This is a genomic window from Sagittula sp. NFXS13 (assembly GCF_040148795.1).
In the GTDB taxonomy this organism is placed as follows: domain Bacteria; phylum Pseudomonadota; class Alphaproteobacteria; order Rhodobacterales; family Rhodobacteraceae; genus Sagittula; species Sagittula marina.
The window spans coordinates 628,392-650,365 of sequence record NZ_JAGEMH010000002.1 but is presented as its reverse complement, the minus strand read 5'-3'; the positions used below and the strand labels follow the sequence as shown (position 1 = coordinate 650,365).

At 61.5% G+C, this 21,974-nt stretch carries 21 protein-coding genes and 1 pseudogene; 10 read left to right on the top strand and 12 right to left on the bottom strand.

What is annotated here, in order from left to right; genetic code table 11:
- Nucleotides 1–88: 88 nt before the first annotated feature.
- The gene (gene pdxR, locus J4E08_RS07570) at nt 89–1,549 is read left to right on the top strand and encodes a MocR-like pyridoxine biosynthesis transcription factor PdxR (RefSeq protein ID WP_349537948.1); all 1,461 of its coding nucleotides are present in this window, start codon (nt 89–91) and stop codon (nt 1,547–1,549) included.
- Here pdxR and J4E08_RS07565 read toward each other — a convergent pair.
- On the bottom strand, nt 1,546–2,445 hold the full coding sequence (locus J4E08_RS07565) for a phosphotransferase (RefSeq protein WP_349537947.1): 900 nt from the start codon (nt 2,443–2,445) through the stop codon (nt 1,546–1,548). The genes pdxR and J4E08_RS07565 overlap by 4 nt on opposite strands.
- A gap of 123 nt (nt 2,446–2,568) precedes the next feature.
- On the opposite strand from J4E08_RS07565, the gene J4E08_RS07560 reads away from it, so the two are divergent.
- From J4E08_RS07560 to J4E08_RS07550, 3 genes are read left to right on the top strand one after another with little or no spacing between them, the layout of a single operon-like run.
- Complete coding sequence (locus tag J4E08_RS07560) at nt 2,569–3,501, top strand: bifunctional riboflavin kinase/FAD synthetase (RefSeq protein WP_349537946.1); 933 nt, start codon at nt 2,569–2,571, stop codon at nt 3,499–3,501.
- Complete coding sequence (locus tag J4E08_RS07555) at nt 3,498–3,968, top strand: YcgN family cysteine cluster protein (protein WP_349537945.1); 471 nt, start codon at nt 3,498–3,500, stop codon at nt 3,966–3,968. Before J4E08_RS07560 ends, J4E08_RS07555 begins: the two co-directional genes overlap by 4 nt.
- Before the next feature lie 15 nt (nt 3,969–3,983).
- Entirely contained in the window at nt 3,984–5,027 is a 1,044-nt protein-coding gene (locus tag J4E08_RS07550; protein WP_349537944.1) for a threonine aldolase family protein, read from the top strand.
- Between the two features lie 51 nt (nt 5,028–5,078).
- On the opposite strand, the gene hspQ is transcribed toward J4E08_RS07550, so the two are convergent.
- Entirely contained in the window at nt 5,079–5,405 is a 327-nt protein-coding gene (hspQ, locus tag J4E08_RS07545) for a heat shock protein HspQ (protein ID WP_183962924.1), read from the bottom strand.
- Nucleotides 5,406–5,656: 251 nt separating this feature from the next.
- Here hspQ and J4E08_RS07540 point away from each other — a divergent pair, with 251 nt between their 5' ends.
- Nucleotides 5,657–6,253 (top strand): transglycosylase SLT domain-containing protein, encoded by a 597-nt coding sequence (locus J4E08_RS07540; RefSeq protein WP_183962923.1) that lies wholly within the window; start codon nt 5,657–5,659, stop codon nt 6,251–6,253.
- On the opposite strand, the gene J4E08_RS07535 is transcribed toward J4E08_RS07540, so the two are convergent.
- From J4E08_RS07535 to J4E08_RS07525, 3 genes are all read right to left on the bottom strand, one after another.
- Nucleotides 6,254–7,123 carry an MBL fold metallo-hydrolase gene (locus tag J4E08_RS07535; protein ID WP_349537943.1) on the bottom strand — a complete coding sequence of 290 codons (870 nt, stop codon included), beginning with the start codon at nt 7,121–7,123 and terminating at the stop codon, nt 6,254–6,256.
- A 294-nt stretch (nt 7,124–7,417) separates the two neighbouring features.
- Nucleotides 7,418–8,002, bottom strand: coding sequence for a LolA family protein (locus tag J4E08_RS07530; protein WP_183962921.1), 585 nt, complete (start codon nt 8,000–8,002; stop codon nt 7,418–7,420).
- A gap of 71 nt (nt 8,003–8,073) precedes the next feature.
- On the bottom strand, nt 8,074–8,643 hold the full coding sequence (locus J4E08_RS07525; protein ID WP_349537941.1) for an exopolysaccharide biosynthesis protein: 570 nt from the start codon (nt 8,641–8,643) through the stop codon (nt 8,074–8,076).
- A 178-nt stretch (nt 8,644–8,821) separates the two neighbouring features.
- On the opposite strand from J4E08_RS07525, the gene J4E08_RS07520 reads away from it, so the two are divergent.
- Nucleotides 8,822–9,307: a hypothetical protein gene (locus tag J4E08_RS07520; protein WP_349537940.1), complete on the top strand. Its 486-nt coding sequence runs from the start codon at nt 8,822–8,824 to the stop codon at nt 9,305–9,307.
- 74 nt (nt 9,308–9,381) lie between these two features.
- On the opposite strand, the gene J4E08_RS07515 is transcribed toward J4E08_RS07520, so the two are convergent.
- The 3 genes from J4E08_RS07515 to J4E08_RS07505 all read right to left on the bottom strand — a co-directional run bounded on the left by J4E08_RS07515 (nt 9,382) and on the right by J4E08_RS07505 (nt 15,431).
- Nucleotides 9,382–12,666, bottom strand: a complete 3,285-nt coding sequence (locus J4E08_RS07515; protein WP_349537939.1) for a DNA translocase FtsK — start codon at nt 12,664–12,666, stop codon at nt 9,382–9,384.
- 26 nt (nt 12,667–12,692) lie between these two features.
- Nucleotides 12,693–13,871 (bottom strand): aminotransferase class I/II-fold pyridoxal phosphate-dependent enzyme, encoded by a 1,179-nt coding sequence (locus J4E08_RS07510; RefSeq protein ID WP_183962917.1) that lies wholly within the window; start codon nt 13,869–13,871, stop codon nt 12,693–12,695.
- A 228-nt stretch (nt 13,872–14,099) separates the two neighbouring features.
- Nucleotides 14,100–15,431 (bottom strand): amidase, encoded by a 1,332-nt coding sequence (locus J4E08_RS07505; protein WP_349537938.1) that lies wholly within the window; start codon nt 15,429–15,431, stop codon nt 14,100–14,102.
- A 46-nt stretch (nt 15,432–15,477) separates the two neighbouring features.
- Between J4E08_RS07505 and J4E08_RS07500 the strand changes: the two genes are divergently transcribed.
- Nucleotides 15,478–16,722, top strand: coding sequence for a UbiH/UbiF/VisC/COQ6 family ubiquinone biosynthesis hydroxylase (locus tag J4E08_RS07500; protein WP_502949249.1), 1,245 nt, complete (start codon nt 15,478–15,480; stop codon nt 16,720–16,722).
- Nucleotides 16,723–16,733: 11 nt separating this feature from the next.
- Nucleotides 16,734–17,047: pseudogene (locus tag J4E08_RS07495) on the top strand (SDR family NAD(P)-dependent oxidoreductase); the annotation flags it as partial.
- A 149-nt stretch (nt 17,048–17,196) separates the two neighbouring features.
- Here J4E08_RS07495 and J4E08_RS07490 read toward each other — a convergent pair.
- On the bottom strand, nt 17,197–18,726 hold the full coding sequence (locus J4E08_RS07490; protein ID WP_349537936.1) for a DUF2125 domain-containing protein: 1,530 nt from the start codon (nt 18,724–18,726) through the stop codon (nt 17,197–17,199).
- Nucleotides 18,727–18,870: 144 nt separating this feature from the next.
- On the opposite strand from J4E08_RS07490, the gene J4E08_RS07485 reads away from it, so the two are divergent.
- Together J4E08_RS07485 and J4E08_RS07480 are read left to right on the top strand one after the other, a co-directional pair.
- On the top strand, nt 18,871–19,620 hold the full coding sequence (locus tag J4E08_RS07485) for an SDR family oxidoreductase (protein WP_349537935.1): 750 nt from the start codon (nt 18,871–18,873) through the stop codon (nt 19,618–19,620).
- Nucleotides 19,617–20,219 (top strand): enoyl-CoA hydratase/isomerase family protein, encoded by a 603-nt coding sequence (locus tag J4E08_RS07480; RefSeq protein ID WP_349537934.1) that lies wholly within the window; start codon nt 19,617–19,619, stop codon nt 20,217–20,219. Before J4E08_RS07485 ends, J4E08_RS07480 begins: the two co-directional genes overlap by 4 nt.
- Nucleotides 20,220–20,351: 132 nt before the next feature.
- On the opposite strand, the gene def (J4E08_RS07475) is transcribed toward J4E08_RS07480, so the two are convergent.
- Genes def (J4E08_RS07475) through def (J4E08_RS07465) form a run of 3 tightly spaced genes read right to left on the bottom strand, consistent with a single transcriptional unit; the run spans nt 20,352 to nt 21,861 of the window.
- The gene (def, locus tag J4E08_RS07475) at nt 20,352–20,843 is read right to left on the bottom strand and encodes a peptide deformylase (RefSeq protein ID WP_349537933.1); all 492 of its coding nucleotides are present in this window, start codon (nt 20,841–20,843) and stop codon (nt 20,352–20,354) included.
- Entirely contained in the window at nt 20,840–21,337 is a 498-nt protein-coding gene (gene def / locus J4E08_RS07470; protein ID WP_349537932.1) for a peptide deformylase, read from the bottom strand. The genes def (J4E08_RS07475) and def (J4E08_RS07470) overlap by 4 nt, the downstream gene beginning before the upstream one ends.
- The gene (def, locus tag J4E08_RS07465; RefSeq protein ID WP_183962909.1) at nt 21,334–21,861 is read right to left on the bottom strand and encodes a peptide deformylase; all 528 of its coding nucleotides are present in this window, start codon (nt 21,859–21,861) and stop codon (nt 21,334–21,336) included. Before def (J4E08_RS07465) ends, def (J4E08_RS07470) begins: the two co-directional genes overlap by 4 nt.
- Nucleotides 21,862–21,974: the final 113 nt, after the last annotated feature.

Sequence of the window (21,974 nt, the reverse complement as noted above, 5' to 3'; positions counted from 1 at the left end):
CTAACCTTCGACGCCAAGGCTGTTTGACAAAGCCGCTTTGGCGTCGGTCCAGATTGCGCCCACCATCAGTCCAGAATACGGTCGCGTCATGGCCATTCCGGTAGAGACATTTCATCTTGCATCGCGTGCCCAGGGCACCTTGCAAGCGCGCATCCAGCAGATGGTGGCGGACGGAATTCTGTCAGGACGCTTTCGGCGCGGTGAGAAACTGCCCTCCACCCGAGCCCTCGCGCGCCACCTCAATGTCAGCCGGATCACGGTGACACTCGCCTATACGGAGATGCTCGCCAACGATTACCTGACCTCGCGCGGGCGGTCAGGGTATTTCGTTTCCGACAACGCACCTGAGCCGCCTGATTTCGCCCCAACGCCGCAATCGCAGGACACCGTGAATTGGGATGAAATGCTCGCGCGGCGCTACACCGGAGGCCCTGCGTTCAACATGGGGCGGCCAGCGGATTGGGCGAGCTACAGCTTCCCCTTTATCTACGGGCAAACCGACCCGGCTTTGTTCGACCACGCCAACTGGCGGCTTTGCGCGACACAGGCCCTTGGGCAGCGGCATTTCAATGCACTTACCCAGGATCAATTCGACGCCGACGACCCTGAGCTGGTGCGCTTCATCGCGCATCATACCCTGCCACGGCGCGGCATCCTTGCAAGACCTGAGGAAATCCTGATCACGCTGGGGGCGCAGAACGCGCTCTGGCTGGCCACCCAGCTGTTGGCCGTCACGCGGGAGGTGGTGGTCGAAAACCCATGCTATCCGGCTCTCCGACAGCTCTTGGCGCACGCGGACGCGCAGGTCACACCGATTTCGGTGGATGATGATGGGCTGCCGCCAGAGACAATCCCCGATGGCACGCGCGTGATATTTACCACGCCGAGCCATCAATGCCCGACCTCCGCCACCCTGCCTTTGGTACGGCGGGAGGCATTGCTGCGGCGGGCCGCCGACCTCGACGCGGTGATTGTCGAAGACGATTACGAGTTCGAGATGGCCTATCTCAGCGCCCCCTCCCCCGCGCTCAAAAGCCTCGATGAGGACGGGCGCGTAATCTATGTCGGCAGCTTCTCCAAATCACTCTTTCCGGGGTTGAGGCTGGGCTATCTCGTCGGCTCCGCGGAGTTCATCCGCGAAGCGCGGGCGCTGCGGGCTTCCGTACTGCGTCATCCACCGGGCCACATCCAGCGCACTGCGGCGCATTTCCTGTCGCTTGGACATTATGATGCCTTGGTTCGGCGCATCGGGCGGGCTTTGGCTGCGCGGCGCGAAGTGATGGAACACGCCACCGCGCGCTACGGCCTGGAGGTCGCGGGCGAAGGCGCGCATGGAGGCTCCGGCCTGTGGATGCGCGCCCCAGAAGATCGGGACATGCGCGACGTCGCGCGGTCCTTGCAGTCACAAAGTGTTTTGATTGAACCGGGCACGGCCTTTTTTGCGGGCGACAAGCCACCCCATAACTTCTACCGGCTGGGGTACAGTTCGATACCAAGCGAACGAATCGAAGAGGGTATCGCCAGAATCGCCGCGGTCCTGAAAGCCTAGCAGCTTGTGCCAAGCCCGAGACGGCCAATGACGCAGCGCGCATCGTCGCAGTCGATGATGTGGCGCGGATGATTGCTGCCGCGATATTTACCCAAAGTCGACACGGCGTCGTACAAGGCCCAGCCGCGTGCCCGCCGCCAAAGGTCATCGCCCGCGCTCAGGGCGCTTTGAAAGCTGCCCATTTCAAGCTCTGGCACCCAGCGCCACGCCACGGCCACGTCCACAGCCGGGTCGCCGACAGCCACATGACCCCAATCGACCACGCCCGCCAGTTTTCCGTCGCGGACGATCATGTTGGAGGCTTTCAGATTTCCGTGCAGCCAGCGCATTTTTCGCGGCGGGGCCGCCTCCAAGGCGTTCATCCAAACCTCGCGCGACAGCGCCACATCCAGATCTTCACGCAGCGTTCCAATTTCGGTCAGCACAGTGTCGGTCAATTGGTGCAGCGGCACACCACGCATCCGGTTTTCCGGCCCGGCCGCCGGTCCACCCTTCAGCGACCGCTTCCACAGCGCACGCAGAAAACGCGCCAAAAGCGCCACCTCCTGCGACCAGTCCCTGACCGTGCTTTCCTGAGCTTCGGTGCCGCCGATCCAATCCAAAACGATGAAGGGCCAGTTAAACCGCGGCGTCGCTTCCCCCCGCAGACGAAGAGAAGGCATGGCCAGCGGCAAGCCCGAGAGATGCGGCAGCCACCGAGCCTCGCGTTCGATCAGGGAAACAGCGTCTGGATGGCGCGGCATACGCACCGCAAAATCTGACCCGACGCGATACATCGCGCGCTCGCCCTCGGCCTCTTCGACAGAGGTGATCTCTTGGCCGGCCCAATCGCCACCTTGCGCCTGCATCAGCGCTGCGACGAGCCGCTCGTCGGTAAGGATCACAACATCGTTCATTTGTCCTTCCTATGCCCCGTGAAACAAGGTTCTGCCAAGGCTGTCGCTACGTCAACCGCCCAACCTGCAAGCAAAAGACAAAAGCGGTTTATCCCTGCCAATGAATGCTCTAACTCCCAGCATATGCGGATCGTCAGAGACTACCAATATACACAAACCGGGGACCGTGGCGCCAGCGCGGCCATCGGGAATTTCGACGGGGTGCACCGGGGCCACCAACAGGTGATCGACCTCGCACGCCGCGCCATGCCAGATTCGCCGCTGGGCGTTCTGACGTTTGAACCCCATCCACGTGAGTATTTTGCCGCCAACGCGCCCGCTTTTCGACTGATGAGCGCAGAGGCCCGCGCCGCGCGTCTGGAAAAGCTTGGCGTCGATGTGCTTTATCAACTTAACTTCAACAAGTCGTTGGCCTCGCTCTCGCCACGAGACTTTGCAAGTCGCGTTATCTGCGAGGGCTTGGGCCTGCGAAATGTGGTGGTGGGCGCAGACTTCTGCTTTGGGCAGGGGCGCGCCGGAACCGTCGAAGATCTGAAGACCTTTGGCGCTGAAATGGGATTCGAGGTGACTGTGGCTGAACTCATGCAAACCGATGGGCTTGTGGTGTCCTCCACCGCGATCCGCGAAGCTCTGACCGAAGGACGCCCGCGCGACGCAGCCGAGTTGCTGGGCCACTGGCACCGGATCGAGGGCGAGGTGATCGGCGGCGAACAGCGCGGTCGAGAGCTGGGCTACCCCACGGCCAACATGTCCATCGAGGGACTGCATCCGCCAAAGTTCGGCGTCTACGCCGTTTTGGTGGATGTGCGCGACGGCCCCCACAAGGGAAGCTATCACGGTGCGGCCTCTATCGGCGTCCGCCCGATGTTCGACGGCGATGTGCCAAATATCGAAACCTTCCTGTTCGATTTCACCGGCGACCTTTACGGTGCCACCCTGTCGGTCGCTCTGGTCGATTACCTTCGCCCGGAGCTGAAATTCGACGGGCTGGATGCTCTGATCACCCAGATGGACGCAGATTGCGCCAAGGCGCGCGACATCTTGGAGGCGCTTTGACCGACCCCATCGCGCGCCCCGACCTTGCCCCTCGATTCTGGGAAAAAAAGCGACTCACTGACCTGTCCAAGGATGAGTGGGAGGCGCTGTGCGATGGCTGCGGCAAGTGCTGCATGAACAAGCTCGAAGACGAGGACACGGGTGAGGTCGCTTTGACCCGGATAGCCTGCCGCCTTTTCGACAACGAAAGCTGTCGCTGCGCGCAATACCCGATTCGCCATCAGTTCGTGCCGGAGTGCATCGTGCTCTCGCCGTCCAACATGGCGAAAAACCTCTATTGGATGCCGGAAACCTGCGCCTACAAGCTGCTTTGGAACGGCAACCCCCTGCCGAAATGGCACCCGCTCGAGACCGGCGATCCCGATAGCGTGTATCGCGCTGGTGTGTCGATGCAGGGCATGACGGTGCCGGAATTTGACGTCGACGATGACGACTGGGAAGACCATATCATCGACGAACCCCGCTAGCTTCAGGAGGCTCCCATGTATCTCGCGTCCGACAACACCGGCCCGGTCCACCCTCAGGTCATGCAGGCGCTGACAGAGGCAAACGAGGGATATGTTCACGGCTACGGCAACGATGTGCACACCGAAGCCGCCAAGTCCGCACTGCGCGACCTGTTCGAGGCTCCGGATGCAGAAGTTTTCCTCATGCCCGGGGGCACGGCGTCGAACGCACTGGCACTTGGGACATTGGTGCAACCCTATCAGGCGGTGTACTGTTCCGGCCTCGCGCATATCCATGTCGACGAATGTGGCGCGCCGGAATTCTACACCGGCGGGGCCAAGCTGGTCGGCGTGTGCGAGGGCGACAAAATCACGCCGGAGGCTCTGACCAAGGCTTTGACCTTTTGGAACACCGGCGATGTGCACCAGTTTGATCGGGGCGCGCTGTCGCTGACCAACACCACCGAACGCGGCAACATCTACACGCTTGATGAACTGACGGCACTGGCGACTTTGGCGCATGAAAACGGGCTGTTTGTGCATTTTGACGGCGCCCGCTTTGCCAATGCCTGCGCCATGCTGGGCTGCACTCCCGCAGAGATGTCGTGGAAAGCCGGCGCCGATGTGGCGGTCTTTGGCGGAACCAAGAATGGCTGTATGGGCGTCGAGGCAGTGATCTTTTTTGATCCTGACAAAGCACGCGGTCTGCCGTTCCGGCGGATGCGTTCGGGGCATTTACTGTCGAAACACCGCTATCTGGCGGCGCAGATGAACGGCTATCTCAAGGATGGCCTGTGGCTTGAACTGGCACAAAAGGCCAACGCCACATGTGCCAGGCTGGTGGACGGTCTTCGCGCGTTGGACGTTAAAGTCCTGACAGATACGCCTGCGAACCTGCTTTATTTTGAGATCCCCCTGCGCGCTCATGATGCCGTACAGGCGGCCGGTGCAATGTATTACGACATGCGCGCAGCGGATGCACAGCCCGAAGACATGACGCGTGGACGTCTGGTCGTCGATTGGGCGCTGGAGCACGCGCACGTTGACGAGTTCCTGCAAAAGCTGAAGGCGGCCCTGTAAGGAACCGCCTTCAGCCTCACGGAGCGTGAGAGAGAGTCTGTTGTCAGCTGATCAATTCAGCTGGAAGTGCAGTTCATAACTGCCATCGGTAAACGCACCGAAAAGATCCGGAATATCCGGATGGTCGACCGGCTCGCCGGAATAATCCGCCATCAGGTTTTGCTCTGACACATAGGCCACGTAAAAGCTCTGATCGTTTTCCGCGAGCAGGTGATAAAACGGCTGCCCTTTGGCGGGGCGAGCTTCTTCGGGAATGGATTCGTACCATTCCTCTGTGTTGCTGAATTCAGGGTCCACATCGAACACCACGCCGCGGAATGGGTGTTTGCGATGCCGAACGACCTGTCCCAGGTGATATTTTGCGCGCTTCTTCAGCATATGCTCCACCTTTGTCATACTCACCTTGTAGCCAAGCTTGGCCCCGGTTGTCCAACTATTGACACGGATTTGCCAGAAACACTCTGTGGAAAGCGACCGAACAGTCGTCTTCGCACACGAAACATTCCCTCCTCTCAGGCCATGGTGATCTCCCCGGCGGCTGACCGCCCTCCGCGTGAATTATCATTTCAAAGCGCCGCGTTTTCGGTTATTTTGATGATAATGAAAAAAATGTAATACGCGTGAGGCAGATGAGCAGATTCTTTCGCGCGCTGGTGATTCTACTTTTGGTGGCGTCTTGTGGAGGCGGCGGCGGCTCTGGCACGTCCCCCGACAACTTGGACAACGCCTGTTCGATTCTCCAGCAGCGCCCGACATACTACCGCGCCTTCAAGGCTGCAGAACGCCGTTGGGGCGTGCCTGTGCACGTCCAAATGGCAACGATCTATCAGGAATCGAAATTCGATTCCGATGCGCGCACACCATTGCGCTACTCGCTGGGGGTGATCCCCGTGGGTCGACAAAGCTCTGCCTTTGGCTACAGTCAGGCGTTGGACGGAACCTGGAAGGAATACCTCGTCTCGTCCACTGCGCGGCGTAACGCCAGACGCGATGACATTCGGGACGCCACCGATTTCATGGGGTGGTACATGAAGCAGTCGCATGACCAGCTGAATCTGCCGATGTGGGACGCCCGCAACCATTATCTTGCTTACCACGAAGGGCGCACAGGCTACCGTCGCGGATCTTACAACAGCAAGGCCTGGTTGCTTCGTGTCTCTTCCGAGGTTGGCGAACGCGCCGTGGTCTACAGCCAGCAATTGCGCAACTGCCGCCACGCGCGCTGATCAAATCGAGGGGATGGCCCAGCTGTCGCCCGGAGCCATGGCGCGGAACCTTTCAGGGGCCACGCTATGACGCTTCAGCCCCTCTGACAACGCATCACGGGGCGCTTCGCGCGCCTCGTCCGTCAATTGGATCGTGCCCCAATGGTGGCCGATCGCATGAGCCGCACCCAACATTTTGAACCCGCGCACGGCTTCGTCCGGGTTTTGGTGTTGGTCCTGCATGAACCAACGCGGCGCATACGCCCCGATAGGCAGAATCGCCAACCGCAACGGGCCGAAACGCTGCAGTCCTTGATATGGTCGCCCCTCATCAAAGCCAGTGTCGCCGATGAACAGCAGAGCGCCCACAGGCCCCGTCAGCACAAAGCCACCCCAAAGCGCCATGCTCCGGTCGCCCATGCCGCGGGCGGACCAATGTTGGCTAGGCACGCCATGAACCTGCAACGGACCGAAGTCCGTACTCTCCCCCCAATCAATCGCCTGCGTCTGCAGCCCCGTCGGCGCGATCAAGGTATCATTGCCCAGCAGTGTGATCACCTGTGGCGCGTGCACGGCCTGCACCCGGTGCAATGTGTCGATATCGAGATGGTCGTAGTGATTGTGTGACAGCAGAATCAGGTCGATGGGCGGCAGATCCGCAAACGCAATTCCCGGCGGCGCTGTCCGCGTTGGCCCTGCGAACCTCACCGGAGACGCCCTGTCCGACCAAAACGGATCTGTGAGAATGTTCAGACCCGCCATTTGAACCAACAGCGTCGCGTGCCCCACCATAGTGACGGTCAGATCATCGATTCGCGTGGCAGGTTTGGCGGGAGTAACTGCGACCTTCTCTGGCCAAGCGGCGGGCTTCGGCCCAAAGCGCCACCGCATCAAATCGCGAAACCCTTTCGGAGGCTTGCCTTCTGGATTGAAGAAACGAACCCCGTCAAAGTGATCGCTGACCGGCCCCTCATAATACGGATTTCGCCCGCGACGTCGGGTGGCCACTACCCCACCCCCCCCCCAATGCCAACGGTGGCGGCGAGGGTCTTGAACATGGTGCGACGGTTCATCGCGAACACTCCTGCATGAGATACTAAACAGGTAAGCCCGCCGGTCCTTGAGAACCAGCGGGCTTGGCAAATAGGATCCGGCGAAAGGCGACTAAAGGGGCGCCCTGCCGCTTTATCGGTTCAGCTCTGTATCAATCAGGAATTCGCTCGTCGGGATAGAAGCCTTTTCCAGCCCCCCCAGGACAACGGTGGTCTTGGTACCGTCACCATCGGTGATGATCCACTGACGCAATTCGACCGGGTTTCCGGTGAACTTCATCTGAATGGACCCGTACTCCGGGCGCTTTGGGTCCTGTGCGGTGACAGTCGTCGCGGTGCCATCATAGCCGTGCCCCGTCACCATACCTGCGCGTGCCAGATCGACGTTGCGCGCAAGAATAATCGACAGCGGTGTCTGGTTCAGCGGATAGGTCTCCGGGTTGCCACCCAGCTTGCGATCCATGACATAGACCGCACCAGAGGACACAAGCACCAGCCCGCGTTCTGGTGGATTGTAGTCGAAACGCGCCTTGCCAGGGCGCTTGATCCAGATTTCTCCAGTCGAGATCGTGCCGTCGGCATTGATCTGGGTGAAGGGGCTTTTAACGGTCTGAAGGGTGTTCAGGTACTGCGAAACCTGACCAAGCGACAGTTGCTGTGCCATTGCGGGCAGCGCGGCCAGGCTCAGGGCGATTGCAGCGAGAAACGTGCGGAACATACGGGTCCTTTCCGGTGTCTGTTGACCCACATATGGCATGGGCGGAACGGTCATGCGATATCCGAGGCCGTTCAATACGATATCAACAGCCAAACCCCGCCGATCAAGCCCGCGGCCCCCGCGATCAAACCGAGCGCCATCAAAAGTCCGTCACGCACTGTGATCGCCAAGCCCAGAAGCGCTATGGCGGACATCGGCATGAGAGAGGCGAAGGGTAAGATTTCAGTGGAAGGCACGGTCAGGCACAGCAAAACCACCATCACAGCTGCAACCCGGGGCGCGGGTCGACGTGTTAGGGCCGTCAGACGTTCTGAGGTGTGGCTATCCAGCCAACTGGCAACAGGACGCGCCTTCTGCGTCGCCTTGTGAATGCTATCGTTTTCGACGGATCGATTGCGGATCGCATGCGGCAGCCACAGGCTGTCCCGCCCCAAAGCCACCTGGACGGCAAATATCAGGATGGTTATGGCGAACAGCGTGGGCACACCCGGAACACCGCCAATTGGCGTTATCACCAATAGTGCCGGCAACAAGATCAAGGGGCCGAAACTGCGGTTGCCTATCTCGTCCATCGCACCGGCGACGGACACGGTGCTCTGTTGACCCGCGCGATCGTCGAGCCGATTCAGGATACTCTCCACCTTACCCGCGCACATTCCTGCCTCACATATTCGTATACAACTCCTTAACGCGTCGAACCCTGCCTTTGGTTCCCGTGTGGACCTAAAGGATGTCATGCATGGTACCACGCGAGCATCGCAATGCGAGACAGACCCACTTTATTGCGTTACAGTCAGCAAGATATGGTAGGATACGCCGTTGGACGATATTGCTCATCATCTTCCGAAAATGTCGCGGATCCTCCGCCAGAAGGTTCTTTTGTGGGCTGGCTATCGTGATGTTGAAGGTCTGCCGCCACGCCTGTCCCATCTGCCGCTGGAGGAATTTACGGGCATCGACCTGCCCGTAGCGATCAGCGAAGCGATCCGCACCGAAAAAGCGTCGGCGCCGACGGACTTTCAAACGATTTATCTGAATCCACAGCTGCGGATACTCAAGACCGGGGCGCGCGAGGGCGGCCTCCACTCCGAGATGCCGATCTCCCGCCCCGGCACCCGTAGCTTTTCGGCCTACATGAATGCCGTAAATCTAGGCCGCGCTCAATTTATCGAACTCACGCCTGAGCACGACGGCACCCAGTCTGCCCGCGTCCAAGCCCTGCTCGTTCCTCTGCGTGGCGACAATGGTGAGACCAATCATGTGCTGGGCATCTTTGATTTGTCTGAGCCACACACTTACGGATGAAGCGCACCGGCACATAAAAAGACCCGCATCGCAAGGGACGCGACGCGGGCCTTGTGTGCATTGCGCGAAAGGGATTACGCCTGCTCTGGCACCAGGATTTCGCGTTTACCCACGTGATTGGCGGCAGAGACGACGCTTTCGTCTTCCATCTGCTCCACCAGTCGCGCGGCCTTGTTGTAACCAATGCCAAGCTTGCGCTGGATGTACGATGTCGAGCATTTGCGATCCTTGATGACAATTGCCACCGCCTGATCGTAAAGCGCATCCTCGCCACCTGTGTTGCCACCGGTGTTCAGGCCCAGCACGGCGTCGATGTTGTCTGCCTTCTCCTCAGCCGGCCCTTCGACCACGCCACCGACATAATCGGGAGGACCGAACGCCTTGAGGTGGTTAACGATCTCCTCGACCTCTTCGTCCGAAACGAATGGACCGTGACAGCGCGTGATCTTTGCCCCGCCTGCCATGAACAGCATGTCACCCATGCCCAGCAGTTGCTCTGCGCCCATTTCCCCAAGGATCGTGCGCGAGTCGATTTTCGAGGTGACCTGAAACGAGATCCGGGTGGGAAAGTTCGCTTTGATCGTGCCGGTGATGACGTCCACGGACGGACGCTGCGTCGCCATGATCAGGTGGATGCCCGAGGCACGGGCCATCTGCGCCAGACGTTGAATGCAGGCTTCGATCTCCTTGCCCGCCACCATCATCAGGTCGGCCATCTCGTCGACGATGACCACGATGTAGGGCATTTTCTTGGGCTCGAATTCATCCGTCTCGAACACCGGCTCGCCGCTTTCCTCGTCAAAGCCCGTCTGAACGGTGCGCGAGAACATTTCGCCCTTGGACAACGCATCGGCCACACGACTGTTGTAGCCGTCGATGTTGCGAACGCCCATCTTTGACATCTTGCGATAGCGGTCTTCCATCTCCCCCACGACCCATTTCAGCGCCACAACGGCCTTCTTCGGGTCGGTCACAACGGGCGACAGCAGGTGCGGGATGCCGTCGTAAACCGACAGTTCCAACATCTTCGGGTCGATCATCACCAGACGCAGATCCTCGGGCGTCAGCTTGTACAGCAAGGACAGGATCATGGTGTTGATGGCCACAGATTTACCGGAACCGGTCGTCCCCGCGATCAGCAGGTGAGGCATCTTGGCCAGGTTGGCCACGACCGGATCACCGCCGATGTCCTTGCCCAGCGCCAGCGGCAGTTTCTGGTTTCCATCGCCGAAGTCGCGCCCGGCGAGGATCTCGCGGAAGCAGACCATCTCACGCTTGTCGTTGGGCAGTTCGATCCCGATGACCGAGCGCCCCGGCACAGTGGACACACGCGCGGACAAAGCCGACATCGAGCGCGCGATATCGTCGGACAGACCGATGACGCGGCTCGCCTTGAGGCCCGGCGCAGGTTCCAGTTCGTACATCGTGACCACAGGGCCGGGGCGGACAGAGACGATCTCCCCCTTCACGCCGTAGTCATCCAGCACGGATTCAAGCATACGCGCGTTTTCTTCCAGCGCTTCATCGGACAGGTGGTGGCGTTCGACAGCTTCCGGCGACATCAACAGATTGAGCGGCGGCAGTTCGTATTCAGTGTGTTTCTTCTCATCAAACGCGAGCGAGGGCTGGGCCTCCAGCTTGGCGCGCGTCGACAATTGCACCGGCTTTCGGATCGGTTGCTGCACGACCTTCTTGGCCTCGGGCATGAGATCGTGCGTTCCGTTGCCGCCACGCTGGATCGGCGGCGCAGAGCTGGACGACGCCGGGGCTGATGGCTCATCACCATACGTTTGCACCTCGTCATAATCGCCAGCGTCATAGTCGTCACCGTAATCGTCGAAATCCGTCATCTCGCCGTAGGCATCGTCCATGCCGGCATTGATGCGCGGCGAAGCGGGAGCAGGCATTTCTGCATAGGCGGTGGCGTCCGGACCATTGCGGGTCGGCGCGGCATCATATGTCGGAGCTTCATGCGCAAGGTCATCATACGGTGCGTCGTCAAAGGGCGCGTCGTAGGCATCGTCATAGACTGGAGCCGATGCCGCCTTGGCCGCAGGCGGCATGGTGGATACGGCAGCACCCACAGCTGGAGCCGTCAAACTGCGCACCGCATCCCGTGCCGTCACCGGCGGTTCCGGCGGAAGCGTTGCGGGGCCGGCGGTCAAAGGCGGCTCTGGCGGCAGGCCGTTGGTTCGCGGCGCAGGAGAGAAAATCAGCGGCTTGGGACCATGGCCGCGCCCACGCGTCAACGGCTTGGTCGGATCATCTCGACGGGCGGCGACAGGGGCGGCGTAGGGGTGCCGCGCCTTCACCGCATGGGCAATCTTGGCGCTGATCCGGTCAGGTTCCGGCGCATCCACATCGTGATCCATCAGGTTGTCCACCAATTCCGGCTGCGGCATGACTTGCGGCTCAGAGCGGCGCATCAAAGACGGCATACGGGACAGGAAACCGCCCTTCTCGGCCTTTTCCTCGGCGGCCGCAGCCTCGTACCGTGCCATCTCTTCGTCATCGAGCAGAGGCACGTCGAGGTCATCTTCCATTGCGCGCATCGGCGGCACGGCGCGCTGCACCCGCGGCGCAGCGACGGCCACATGATCTCGCGCAGCCTCGGCTTGCACGGTGCGATTTGCCCGGCGGTCCGCCTGCTTTTCTTGCAACTTGCGCGCCGCGCCCATCGCGCCAGACGCGCCAACCCCGGTCAGCCGCACGATCTGCGCATAGGTCATGATGACGCCCACCAGAAGGAAACGACCAAGGAACTTCAGCTCCGCCTTGGTGAAACCCAGCACGAAGATGCCAAGCCCAAGGATCGCCCCCCCCAGCATCAGCATCATGAACTTCAGGCCCGTCGCCGGGGACACGCCCAAACCGTCCAGGGCCGTCAGCGCGGAACCCATGACCATGTCGCCAAACAAACCGCCAAGGCCAAAGTGATGCGACCAGTCGTTGCCGTGCGGCAGGCCAGAGGCATAGACCGCACAGACAGCAATCCAGATCGGCGCAAAGATCAGGCAGCCAAAGGCACGCCCTTGCGCTTTGTTCATCGCGAACCGTGCGCCCCAAACCACCAAAACCGCAGCCAAGGCCCAGGCGCCAGTGCCCACAATCATGAACAGCGGGGCCGCAACAAAGGCCCCCAAGCGGCCCATCCAGTTTTCCGCCGGGGCGTCGGTGGCCGACAGCCAGCTGGGATCATCCGGCGAATAGGAGGCGATCATTGCCGCCGCCATCAGGCCCAGCAAGACCAGCACCAAGCCCACCAGTTCACGACCGCGCTTTTCCAGCACCTCCGTGGTGCCGGAATCGAGCAGAGGGTCGCGCCGCCGGTTCGTCTGGTTGACCTGATATGATGCCATTGTTCCGCCTCGTCTTTTTATCTTTATCAGTACAGGGTGTCCCGGATCAGGGTCAGCCCGTCCCGTGTCTCTTCCAGTGGGGCAACAATCGCCACGCGGATATAGCCCGCACCGGGATTGGTTTGCCCACTTATGTCCTTTGACAGGTAGGCCCCCGGCAGCACGCGCACGCCGGTCTCCTGCCACAGCCGCAGCGTTGCGGCCTCTCCGTCTTCGACTGGCAACCACAGGAACATGCCCGCCTGCGGGCTGAGATAGCCCGGCACATGCCCCAGTATCTCATCCGCCAGTTCGTATTTCTCCGCGTAAAGCGCGCGATTCTGCGTCACATGCGTTTCTTCGGCCCACAGCTTTTCGCTCGCCCGTTGGATCGGCAGCGGCACAGGGGCTCCTGCATAGGCGCGCAGCTGCTTCATCCGCGCGATGCTGTCCGGCCCGCCCGTTACGAAGCCAGAGCGCAGCCCCGGCAGGTTCGACCGTTTCGACAGCGAATGAAAGGACACAACGCGCTCCGGATCAGCGCCCATCGCCTTGGCCACCTCCAGCGCGCCCACAGGGGGCGTGTCGCGGTAGATCTCTGCGTAACACTCGTCCGCGAGGATCTGAAAATCATATTGTTCTGCCAGCCCGATGAGCCCGCGCCAATACGCCTCATCCGCCATCACGCCTTGCGGGTTTGCAGGGGAGCAAATGTAGACAGCAGCGGTGCGGTTCAGCACCTCCGGATCGACGGCCGCGAAGTCAGGCAAATGACCCGTCTCTGCGGTTGCCGGGACAAAGCGCGGCTCCGCCCCCACCGAGATCGCCGAGATCATGTAGACCTGATAGAACGGGTTCGGCATCAGCACCACGGGGCGCGCGCCGTTCTTGTGTTCCGGGATCAGCGCCATGCCGGCATTGTACAACCCCTCGCGCGACCCATTCAGCGCCATGACCTGCGTGTCCGGGTCAACCATCACGTCATAGCGACGATACAGCCAGTCACGGATCGCGCCGCGCAGCTCCGGCGTGCCTTCATTGGCGGGGTACTTCCCAAACTCATGCGCATGGGTCGCAATGGTCTCGGAGACCCATTGCGGAAAGGCGTGCTTTGGCTCGCCGATGCTCATGTGGCGTATATCACCACCGGGTTCATGCACGTCCAACAGGGCGCGCAGACGCGGGAATGCATATGCCGGTAGGTTCGAGAACCGTTCGGGGGACATGGGTCTAGCTCTGATCTGCCTCGTGCGGGGTCGTTGTTCGCCCCGCGATTGCCCGCAGGATACGGAACAAAGGGGGGCGCTGTCCACAATGATGACGCCGCAGAGAGGGCCTGTGGCGCGAAAGTCGCAATGGGATCGGTATCTTGCCGGAACCGAAGCTCAAGCTCCGCCTGTATCGCAGGCATTTTTGATAGGAGCCCAAAGGGATTCGCTCCCCGCTTCTGCCGCTTATGCCTTCAGCGCCGCCTCCGCAGCATGGGCCAGCCGCAGCAGGCGATGCTCTGCCATTGGCGGGGCCATCAGCGACACGCCACAGGACGGCACGCCCGTGGGGAGCGTCACAATCGCGCCGCCCAGAAGGTTACCGATGCGCGTGTTGCGCAGCGTGCGCAGGTTCTCGGTGACGTAATAATCGCCCTGCTCCATCAACTTGGCCTCTTTGGCGGGCAGGTTCGGCGCCGTCGGGCAAATCACAGCGTCAAAGCTGGCCGTCTTGGGCCACCATGCGCGCCGCACGTCCTCCAGATGCTGCCAAGCGGCCTTGTAGGTCGCCGCATCATGGGTGGCCCCGGATTCGAACCGCTCCCGAATCGGGGCGAACATGGCTTTGGGATTGGCCTTGATCGCCTCCCCCCATGTGGCCCAAGCCTCGACCGTATACAGCATCCCGCTGTCCCGGTGCGGGCCCTCGATCTGAGGAAAGCCCAGGTCCACAACTTCGGCCCCAGCGTCCCGGAGCCGCGCCACCGCATCGGCATAGGCGCGCGCCGGTGCCTCGTCCAGATCGTCCATCACCACGGTCTGCAACATTGCAAACCGTCGACCTTTCAGCGAGGCCCCGCGCAGATCCGGCGCGGGCTTGCCCTCCATCGCGGACAGCAACAGCGCCGCATCCTCGACCGAACGCGCCAGCGGCCCCACCGTGTCAAAGCTGGTGATCAATGGCACCGCGCCCTCCAGCGACAGCCGACCGGAGCTGGTTTTCAATCCCACAAGGTCGTTCCAGCAAGCAGGCAAACGCACTGATCCGCCCGTGTCCGACCCGACCCCCGCCGCCGCCAGCCCAAACGCCACAGAGGCTGCCGCGCCAGAGGACGACCCACCGGCGACCGCCTCCGCATCGTTCACACAAGGCGCAGTGGCTGTCACCGGGTTCAGACCAAGCCCCGAAAACGCCAGCTCCGACATATGTGTCTTGCCCAGACAAACCGTGCCCGCCAGCGTCGCGGCGCGCAGCACCTTTGCATCGCGGTCTGGCACACGCCTGGCGAGCAGGCCTGACCCAGCCTCCGTCACCACGCCGGCGGTGTCATACAAATCCTTCCAAGAGATCGGCACCCCGTCCAACGGATGCCGCCGCACACCGTCCTTGGCGCGCTTTGACGCGGCCAGAGCTTCCGCCATGGCGCGCTCTTCGGTCAGGCGCGCGTAGATCCGGTCGGACGCCGGCTCTGCCGCGATGGCGTCATAAAACCCTTGCGTCAGATCGACCGGATCGACCTCCCCCCGTCCGATGGCGCGGCCCATTTCTGCGGCGGTGGCTTTGGTCCAGTCGATCATCTCGGGCACTCCTTCTTTGCGCGCGACGCTAGCGCCACAAAGGCGCATGGACAATCCCGCGCGCGCGGCCATATTCAGCCCCATGAAACACGATCTGATCATCGTAGGCGGCGGCCTGAATGGCACCGCCCTCGCGTTGGCGGCGGCGCAATGCGGCCTCACCAGCGTGGTGCTGGACGCCCTGCCCGCCCCAACCCGGACGCAGGACGATTTCGACGGCCGCAGCTACGCGCTGGCTCTGTCCTCGCAACGCATGCTGGACAGGCTGGGTCTGTGGGACGGGCTCGAAGACGACGCTCAGCCCATGCTCCAGATCAAGGTATCCGACGGGCGCGTTGGCGATGCCCGCGTGTTCCTCGGGTTGCACTTCGACTCCGCCGAGATCGAAGAAGGCCCCATGGGGTATATGGTCGAGGATCGCTACCTGCGCCGTGCCCTGATGGATGCCATGGAACACAGCCCGCAGATCACAACCCACTCCGCCTGTCGGGTGATCGCCCAAGACACCGACCAAAACGGCGTCACCGTGACGCTGGAAGGCGGCGAGACCGTAAGCGCACGATTGCTTGTGGGCGCAGATGGGCGCAGCTCCGGCACCGCTCAGCGCGCAGGCATCCGACGCACCGGCTGGGGCTACGGTCAAACCGCCCTTGTCTGCGCAATAGCGCACGAAAAGCCGCATGAGGGCACAGCGCATCAACTGTTCATGCCAGCCGGACCATTGGCGATCCTGCCGCTGACCGGCAACCGCTCCTCCATCGTCTGGAGCGAGAAGCAAGACCGCGCCCAAGCCATCAATGATCTGAGCGAAGATGACTACCTCGCCGTCCTCCGCCCCCGTTTCGGCGACTTTCTCGGCGATATCGCCCTGGCAGGAACCCGTTTCACCTACCCGCTGGGCCTGACGCTCGCGAACAGCTTTATCGACACGCGTCTGGCGCTGGTGGGTGATGCGGCACATGGGATGCATCCCATCGCGGGCCAGGGGCTGAACGCCGGGCTGCGCGACGTGGCCGCGCTGGCGCATGTGCTGTCTCATGCGTCGCGTCGGGGCGAAGACATTGCCTCCGACTTCACTCTGGCCCGCTACCAGCAATGGCGGCGATGGGACACGGCGACGCTTGCGGCCAGCACGGACCTTTTCAACAGATTGTTTTCAAATGACAATCCGCTGCTCCGCGCGGCCCGCGACATCGGCATGGCTGCAATCAACGCCGCTCCCGGTCTCCGCCGCGGCTTCATTCGTGAAGCGGCCGGCCTCAACGGCGACCTCCCCGACTTGATGCGCTAGGGCCTCCCTGTCGTCGCGCCTACGGCACATCCACGGCCGCCGTGATCCAACTGACCAAGCAGCATGCAGCGGAGCTGGGTGACTATGACATCCGGGTGAGCTGTGCCGCGCCGGGGTCCGGTGCGCACCGAACTCGCCATGGCCGTCCACTATCGCCGCATACCACGACGCCCTGCTGCTGAACCGCTACGGATCATAACGCGAACTGGCCGGACCCAAGTGCTTCCTGTGCCCGGACAAAGCCGCATATATCACCGGTCAAGTGGTCGCAGTGGACGGCGGATATGCCTCGCCGGGCGTCGGCCTTCCGGAGCTGCGGTCATAACGTCTAGGCGTTCCAAGTACTTCGCTGGAAGGCCGGGGCAGCCCCTTCAGGGGCAAGATATGTCGCGCCGCAGGGCGTGCCCCTGAATTCCCGCAGACATGCATAGGGCGGGGAACTTCCCCGCCCTATGCAAACACTCAATCGTTAGATCACTTGATTCGCTGACCGTTTGCCAGCACGTGACCCTGATCGTTCACCAGAATGGTCGAAGTCGCCGTATCCGGCTCTGCCCCCGGTACGGTGAACATGCCCAGCATCATCCGAGCGCCCATTGCGTCTTGCTCCTGGACAAAGCCCATCTCGATCAGCTTGTCGATCACGCCATTCACGCCGGAAATGGTCAGATCAATCTGGCCCTCTGGGCGCGGCATCCCGTCAAAGGTTTCTGTATCGGTGTTGTCGAAGGTGAATTCACCCTCGCCAAGAATCTCAGCCCCGATGGCACGCACCACCAGATCTGTCAGGGTAACCTTGTTCAGTTCGCCGGGCAGTTCTTCACCTTCTTCCACAGCCTCCATCGCATCTTCGTCGATGATACTGACAAAGGGCGTGACCTCCGCCTCCAGGTTCGCGCCGATCGTCGCGGGATCACGCGGCAGCACGCCCTGCGGGTCAAAGATGCCCCACAGCATATCCGCCATCTCGAAATCAGACAGCAGCACCGACAGGCTTGCAGGAACCGGCTCTTCTGACGCCGCGAGCGGCATCTCGAAGGAGAACCCCGCCTCACCAAACTTACCCTCGATCGGGAACGGCATGTCCGGCACCATCATCGACACGCTCTGGCCCAGGGCGGACAGCACATAGACCATCTTTTCCTGTGACATGGCAAAGCCCAGTTCGCCACCGTCAGACGACAATTGCCCCGTCACACGATCCGACCCGTCCTGAAAGTCAAAGCTGGTCTCGCCGCCTTGATGCGTGATCGACGCATCGACCTCAAACCCCGAAGCCAGCATGGCAGGGGCGTCGGACATATCGGCCCCATCGGGCACCACCGTCGTCCCCTTCCCCGCGAGGCCCCGCAGCGTCCCGCTGAAAAGACCCTTGGTTTCATCATCTTCCGGCGCGGTGAAGGCGAAGTCATAGGTGATGTCGCCGTAAGTCATGTCCTGCGATACGCTGCGCAGACCGTCCTCTATGCTGACAACAGACGTCCCCGCCACAGGCCCCATGGAAAGCGATGTTTTCAGGGCCTCCTTCGGCAGAAGTTCGCCCTCGTCCGTCACGCTGTCCAACACCATCCGGATCTCTTCGGCCCGCGACTCGTAGGTCATCTCTTCCGGGGTGCCCGATGCGTTCACCAGCAGACCACTGTGCGACAGCGCCACCGCCACCACGGTTGGCGAAGCATCTTCGCCCTCGGGTGTGATGGTCACCTCCATCATGCCGCTTTCCGGCATCGTCATATCGACGGTACCATCGCCAACATCGGTGTAGATCATGTCCGGCAGCGTCACGACCATGGTGCCACCGTCCTCCGGCAGAGGCGCAGTATAGCTGATGTCAGACACCTCCAGCCCGTTGTCCGTGGCGGTCTCTGTCGCCGAAATCTCGTAACCGAAATCGGACAGGTAGGACTCGAGGTTGTTCCAGACCTCTTCACTCGTAACGTCCGCGAAGGACGGGCTGGCCATGGCGGAAAGCGCCAGAATGGAAACTGCGGAAACCCGTGTCATATCAATGTGCCTCTTTGGTACGTTCATAAAATTCTTGGCCGTAGTGTTGCAGGCCTGCCCTTGGGGTCAAGGGGCTGGATTCCATACTTAGTTGTCTTTACCAGTTTTGCGAGACGACCCAGCGCAAACGAGATGGAGCACGAGATGAGTCTGACAGGCAAAGTGGTTCTGATCACCGGAGCAAGCCGTGGCATAGGTGCACAAGCCGCCCGCGCCTTTGCCGCCGCGGGGGCCAAAGTCGCGCTGGTGGCGCGCGGCTCTGACGCTATCGCGGAACTGGCCGGGGAAATCGGCGCTTCTGCTGTTGCGATTCCCTGCGACATTTCGCGCTACTGGGAGATGGAGCAAGCCGTGGCCAACTGTGTGATCGCGCATGGCGGGCTGGACATCGTGGTGAACAACGCAGGTGTGATCGAACCCATCGCCCATCTGGCGGACGCCGACCCGGACGCATGGGGCACAGTGATCGACATCAACCTCAAGGGCGTGTTTCACGGTCTGCGCGCGGCGCTGCCCGGCATGTTGTCACAAGGCCACGGCACGGTTTTGACCATCGGCTCTGGCGCGGCGCATGGCCCGGTAGAGGCATGGTCGCATTACTGCGCCTCAAAGGCCGGCGCTTTTATGCTGACCAAGATGGCGCATAAGGAATATGGCGACAAAGGCATCCGCGCCATATCTCTCTCACCCGGCACTGTTGCGACCCAGATGCAAAAGGAAATCAAGGCGTCTGGCGTGAACCCCATCAGCCAACTGGACTGGTCCGACCACATCCCGCCGGAATGGGTGGCGCAGACACTGGTCTGGATGTGCGGCGCCGAGGCCGATGCCTATCTGGGCGACGAAATCTCTCTGCGGGATCCCGACGTCCGCGCCAAGGTTGGCCTTGCATGATCCGGCTGGACAAGGACGGTGACTATTGGACCGCCACCATCGACCGCCCGGAGAAGGCAAATTCGCTGACGCAGGACATGCTGGAGCAGCTTTGCCAGATCGCAGAGGACGCCCGAACCGCCCGCGTTCTGGTGTTGACGGGCACGGGCAAGGTCTTCTCCGCCGGGGCCGACCTTGATGCGGCCAAAGCTGGGCTTGCCACATCCCCCTTGTGGGAGCGATTGTCAGCCGCAATTGCACGCCATCGCGGTCTGACGATCTGCGCCCTTAACGGCACAGTTGCCGGTGGCGCAATGGGGATGTTCCTCGCCTGCGACCTGCGGCTGTCCGTCCCCAACGCCAAACTGTTCTATCCAGTGATGAAACTCGGCTTTCTGCCGCAGCCCTCCGACCCAAAACGCCTCGCTGCGCTTGCCGGTCCCAGCCGTGCCAAGATGATCTTCATGGGCGGTGCAAAAGTCACAGTCGAGGAGGCGCAGACCTGGGGCCTCATCGACCGCATCATCGACGATCCATTGGCCGAGGCGCGCTTGCTGGCAACCGACACGCTCGCCGCCACGTCAGACCACGCCGCGGGGATCAAAGCCCTGATTGGTTAACCGCTTCAACGCGCAGCAGCCACTCTGGGCTCCGTTGCCCACCGACAAAACGCCGCCCGCTACCGTGCTTTATAAATACTCCGGGGGCTGGGGGCTGGCCCCGCTTCGCATATCAAGGCAGCGAAACGCCATTCACCGTTTTCGCGCTTTGCGGATCAGTATGTCGCGCTTCACTTTGGACAGATGGTCGAAAAACATCTTGCCGTTCAGGTGATCCACCTGATGCTGCAATGACGTGGCCCAAAGCCCAACCAAGTCCTTTTCAACACGGGTTCCGGTCTCATCCAAATAGGCCACAGTCACCGCACGGGGGCGCGATATTTTGGACCAGACGCCCGGCAAATTGGGGCTGCCTTCCTCGTGCTCGCGCATGTGCACCGAGGCATGCAGAATCTCCGGGTTGGCCATGCGGATCGCCTGGCCGCGCGTATCCGATGCATCCACAACCGCCACACGCAGCATCACGCCGATCTGCGGCGCGGCAAGGCCGACCCCCGGCATGGCGTCCATCGTTTCGATCATATCATCCCAAAGCGTGCGGATCTCGTCCGTCACCTCGGAAACCGGGTCCGCCACCGATCGCAAGCGTTTGTCCGGCCATGCCACAAAGGGGCGAACAGTCACGTGCGCGCGCCCCATTCTGCCATGACATCTGCCAGTGACGCACTGTCGATGCGGTGAAAGTGCATTCTCCCGTCGAGGTGATCCGCCTCGTGCTGCGCGATGCGCGCCTCTGCGCCTGTCAGGATCAGTTCCTGCCGCTCGCCTTGCAGGTCGCTGAAACGCAGGCAGATATGCTCCACCCGCGGAACCGTCACCGACACACCCGGCATGGACAGGCAGCCCTCTTCGCCATCGACTTCCGGGCCGTCGAGCACTTCGATTTCCGGGTTCAGGCAGGCGAGCGGCGTCTTCTCCCCTGATTTCCAGCCCGCATCCATGACGAAAACTCGCGCGTCCACGCCGATCTGCGGCGCAGCCAACCCGCGGCCCTGCGTGTCATACATGGTGTCGAACAAATCCGCGACCAGTGCCGTCACATCATCAGAGACCGCCACCGGACGGCAGCGCAATTTCAGCGCCGCATCCGGCCATTTTACAATCGGGTGCACACTCATACAGAATCCCTCGCACGTTCTTTTTTCAGTTTGACCATCTTGCGGGTGATCATGTTGCGCTTCAGCGGCTTGAGATAATCGATAAAAAGCTTGCCATCGAGGTGGTCGATCTCGTGCTGTACGCAGGTGGCCCAGAGCCCGTCAAAGGTTTCGGTCTGCAAGACACCATTCACGTCGAGCCAGGCCACATCCACCACCTTCGGGCGCTCCACATCTGCATATTGGTCAGGAATAGACAGACACCCCTCCTCATAGACGTTCAGATCGTCCGAGGACGCAATCACTCGCGGATTGAACATCACCAGCGGTCGCGGCTCTTCGCCATTATCAGGCTTGGCACAATCCATCACGATCAGGCGGTCCATGACACCTATCTGCGGGGCGGCCAAGCCGATCCCCGGCGCATCGTACATGGTTTCCAGCATGTCGTCGGCCAGGACGCGCAGGTCGTCCGACAGGTCGGGCACCTCTGCACAGACCTTCTTCAGACGCGGGTCGGGGTGGATCAGGATCGAACGCTTCATCCGCACGATTTAGGCGCAGGCGCGATGAATCGCAATATCACGCAAGGGCACAAGCGCACCGTATTTCAGCTCAAATGGCCCGCGAGACGTCACAAAGCCCGCAAATTTTGGCC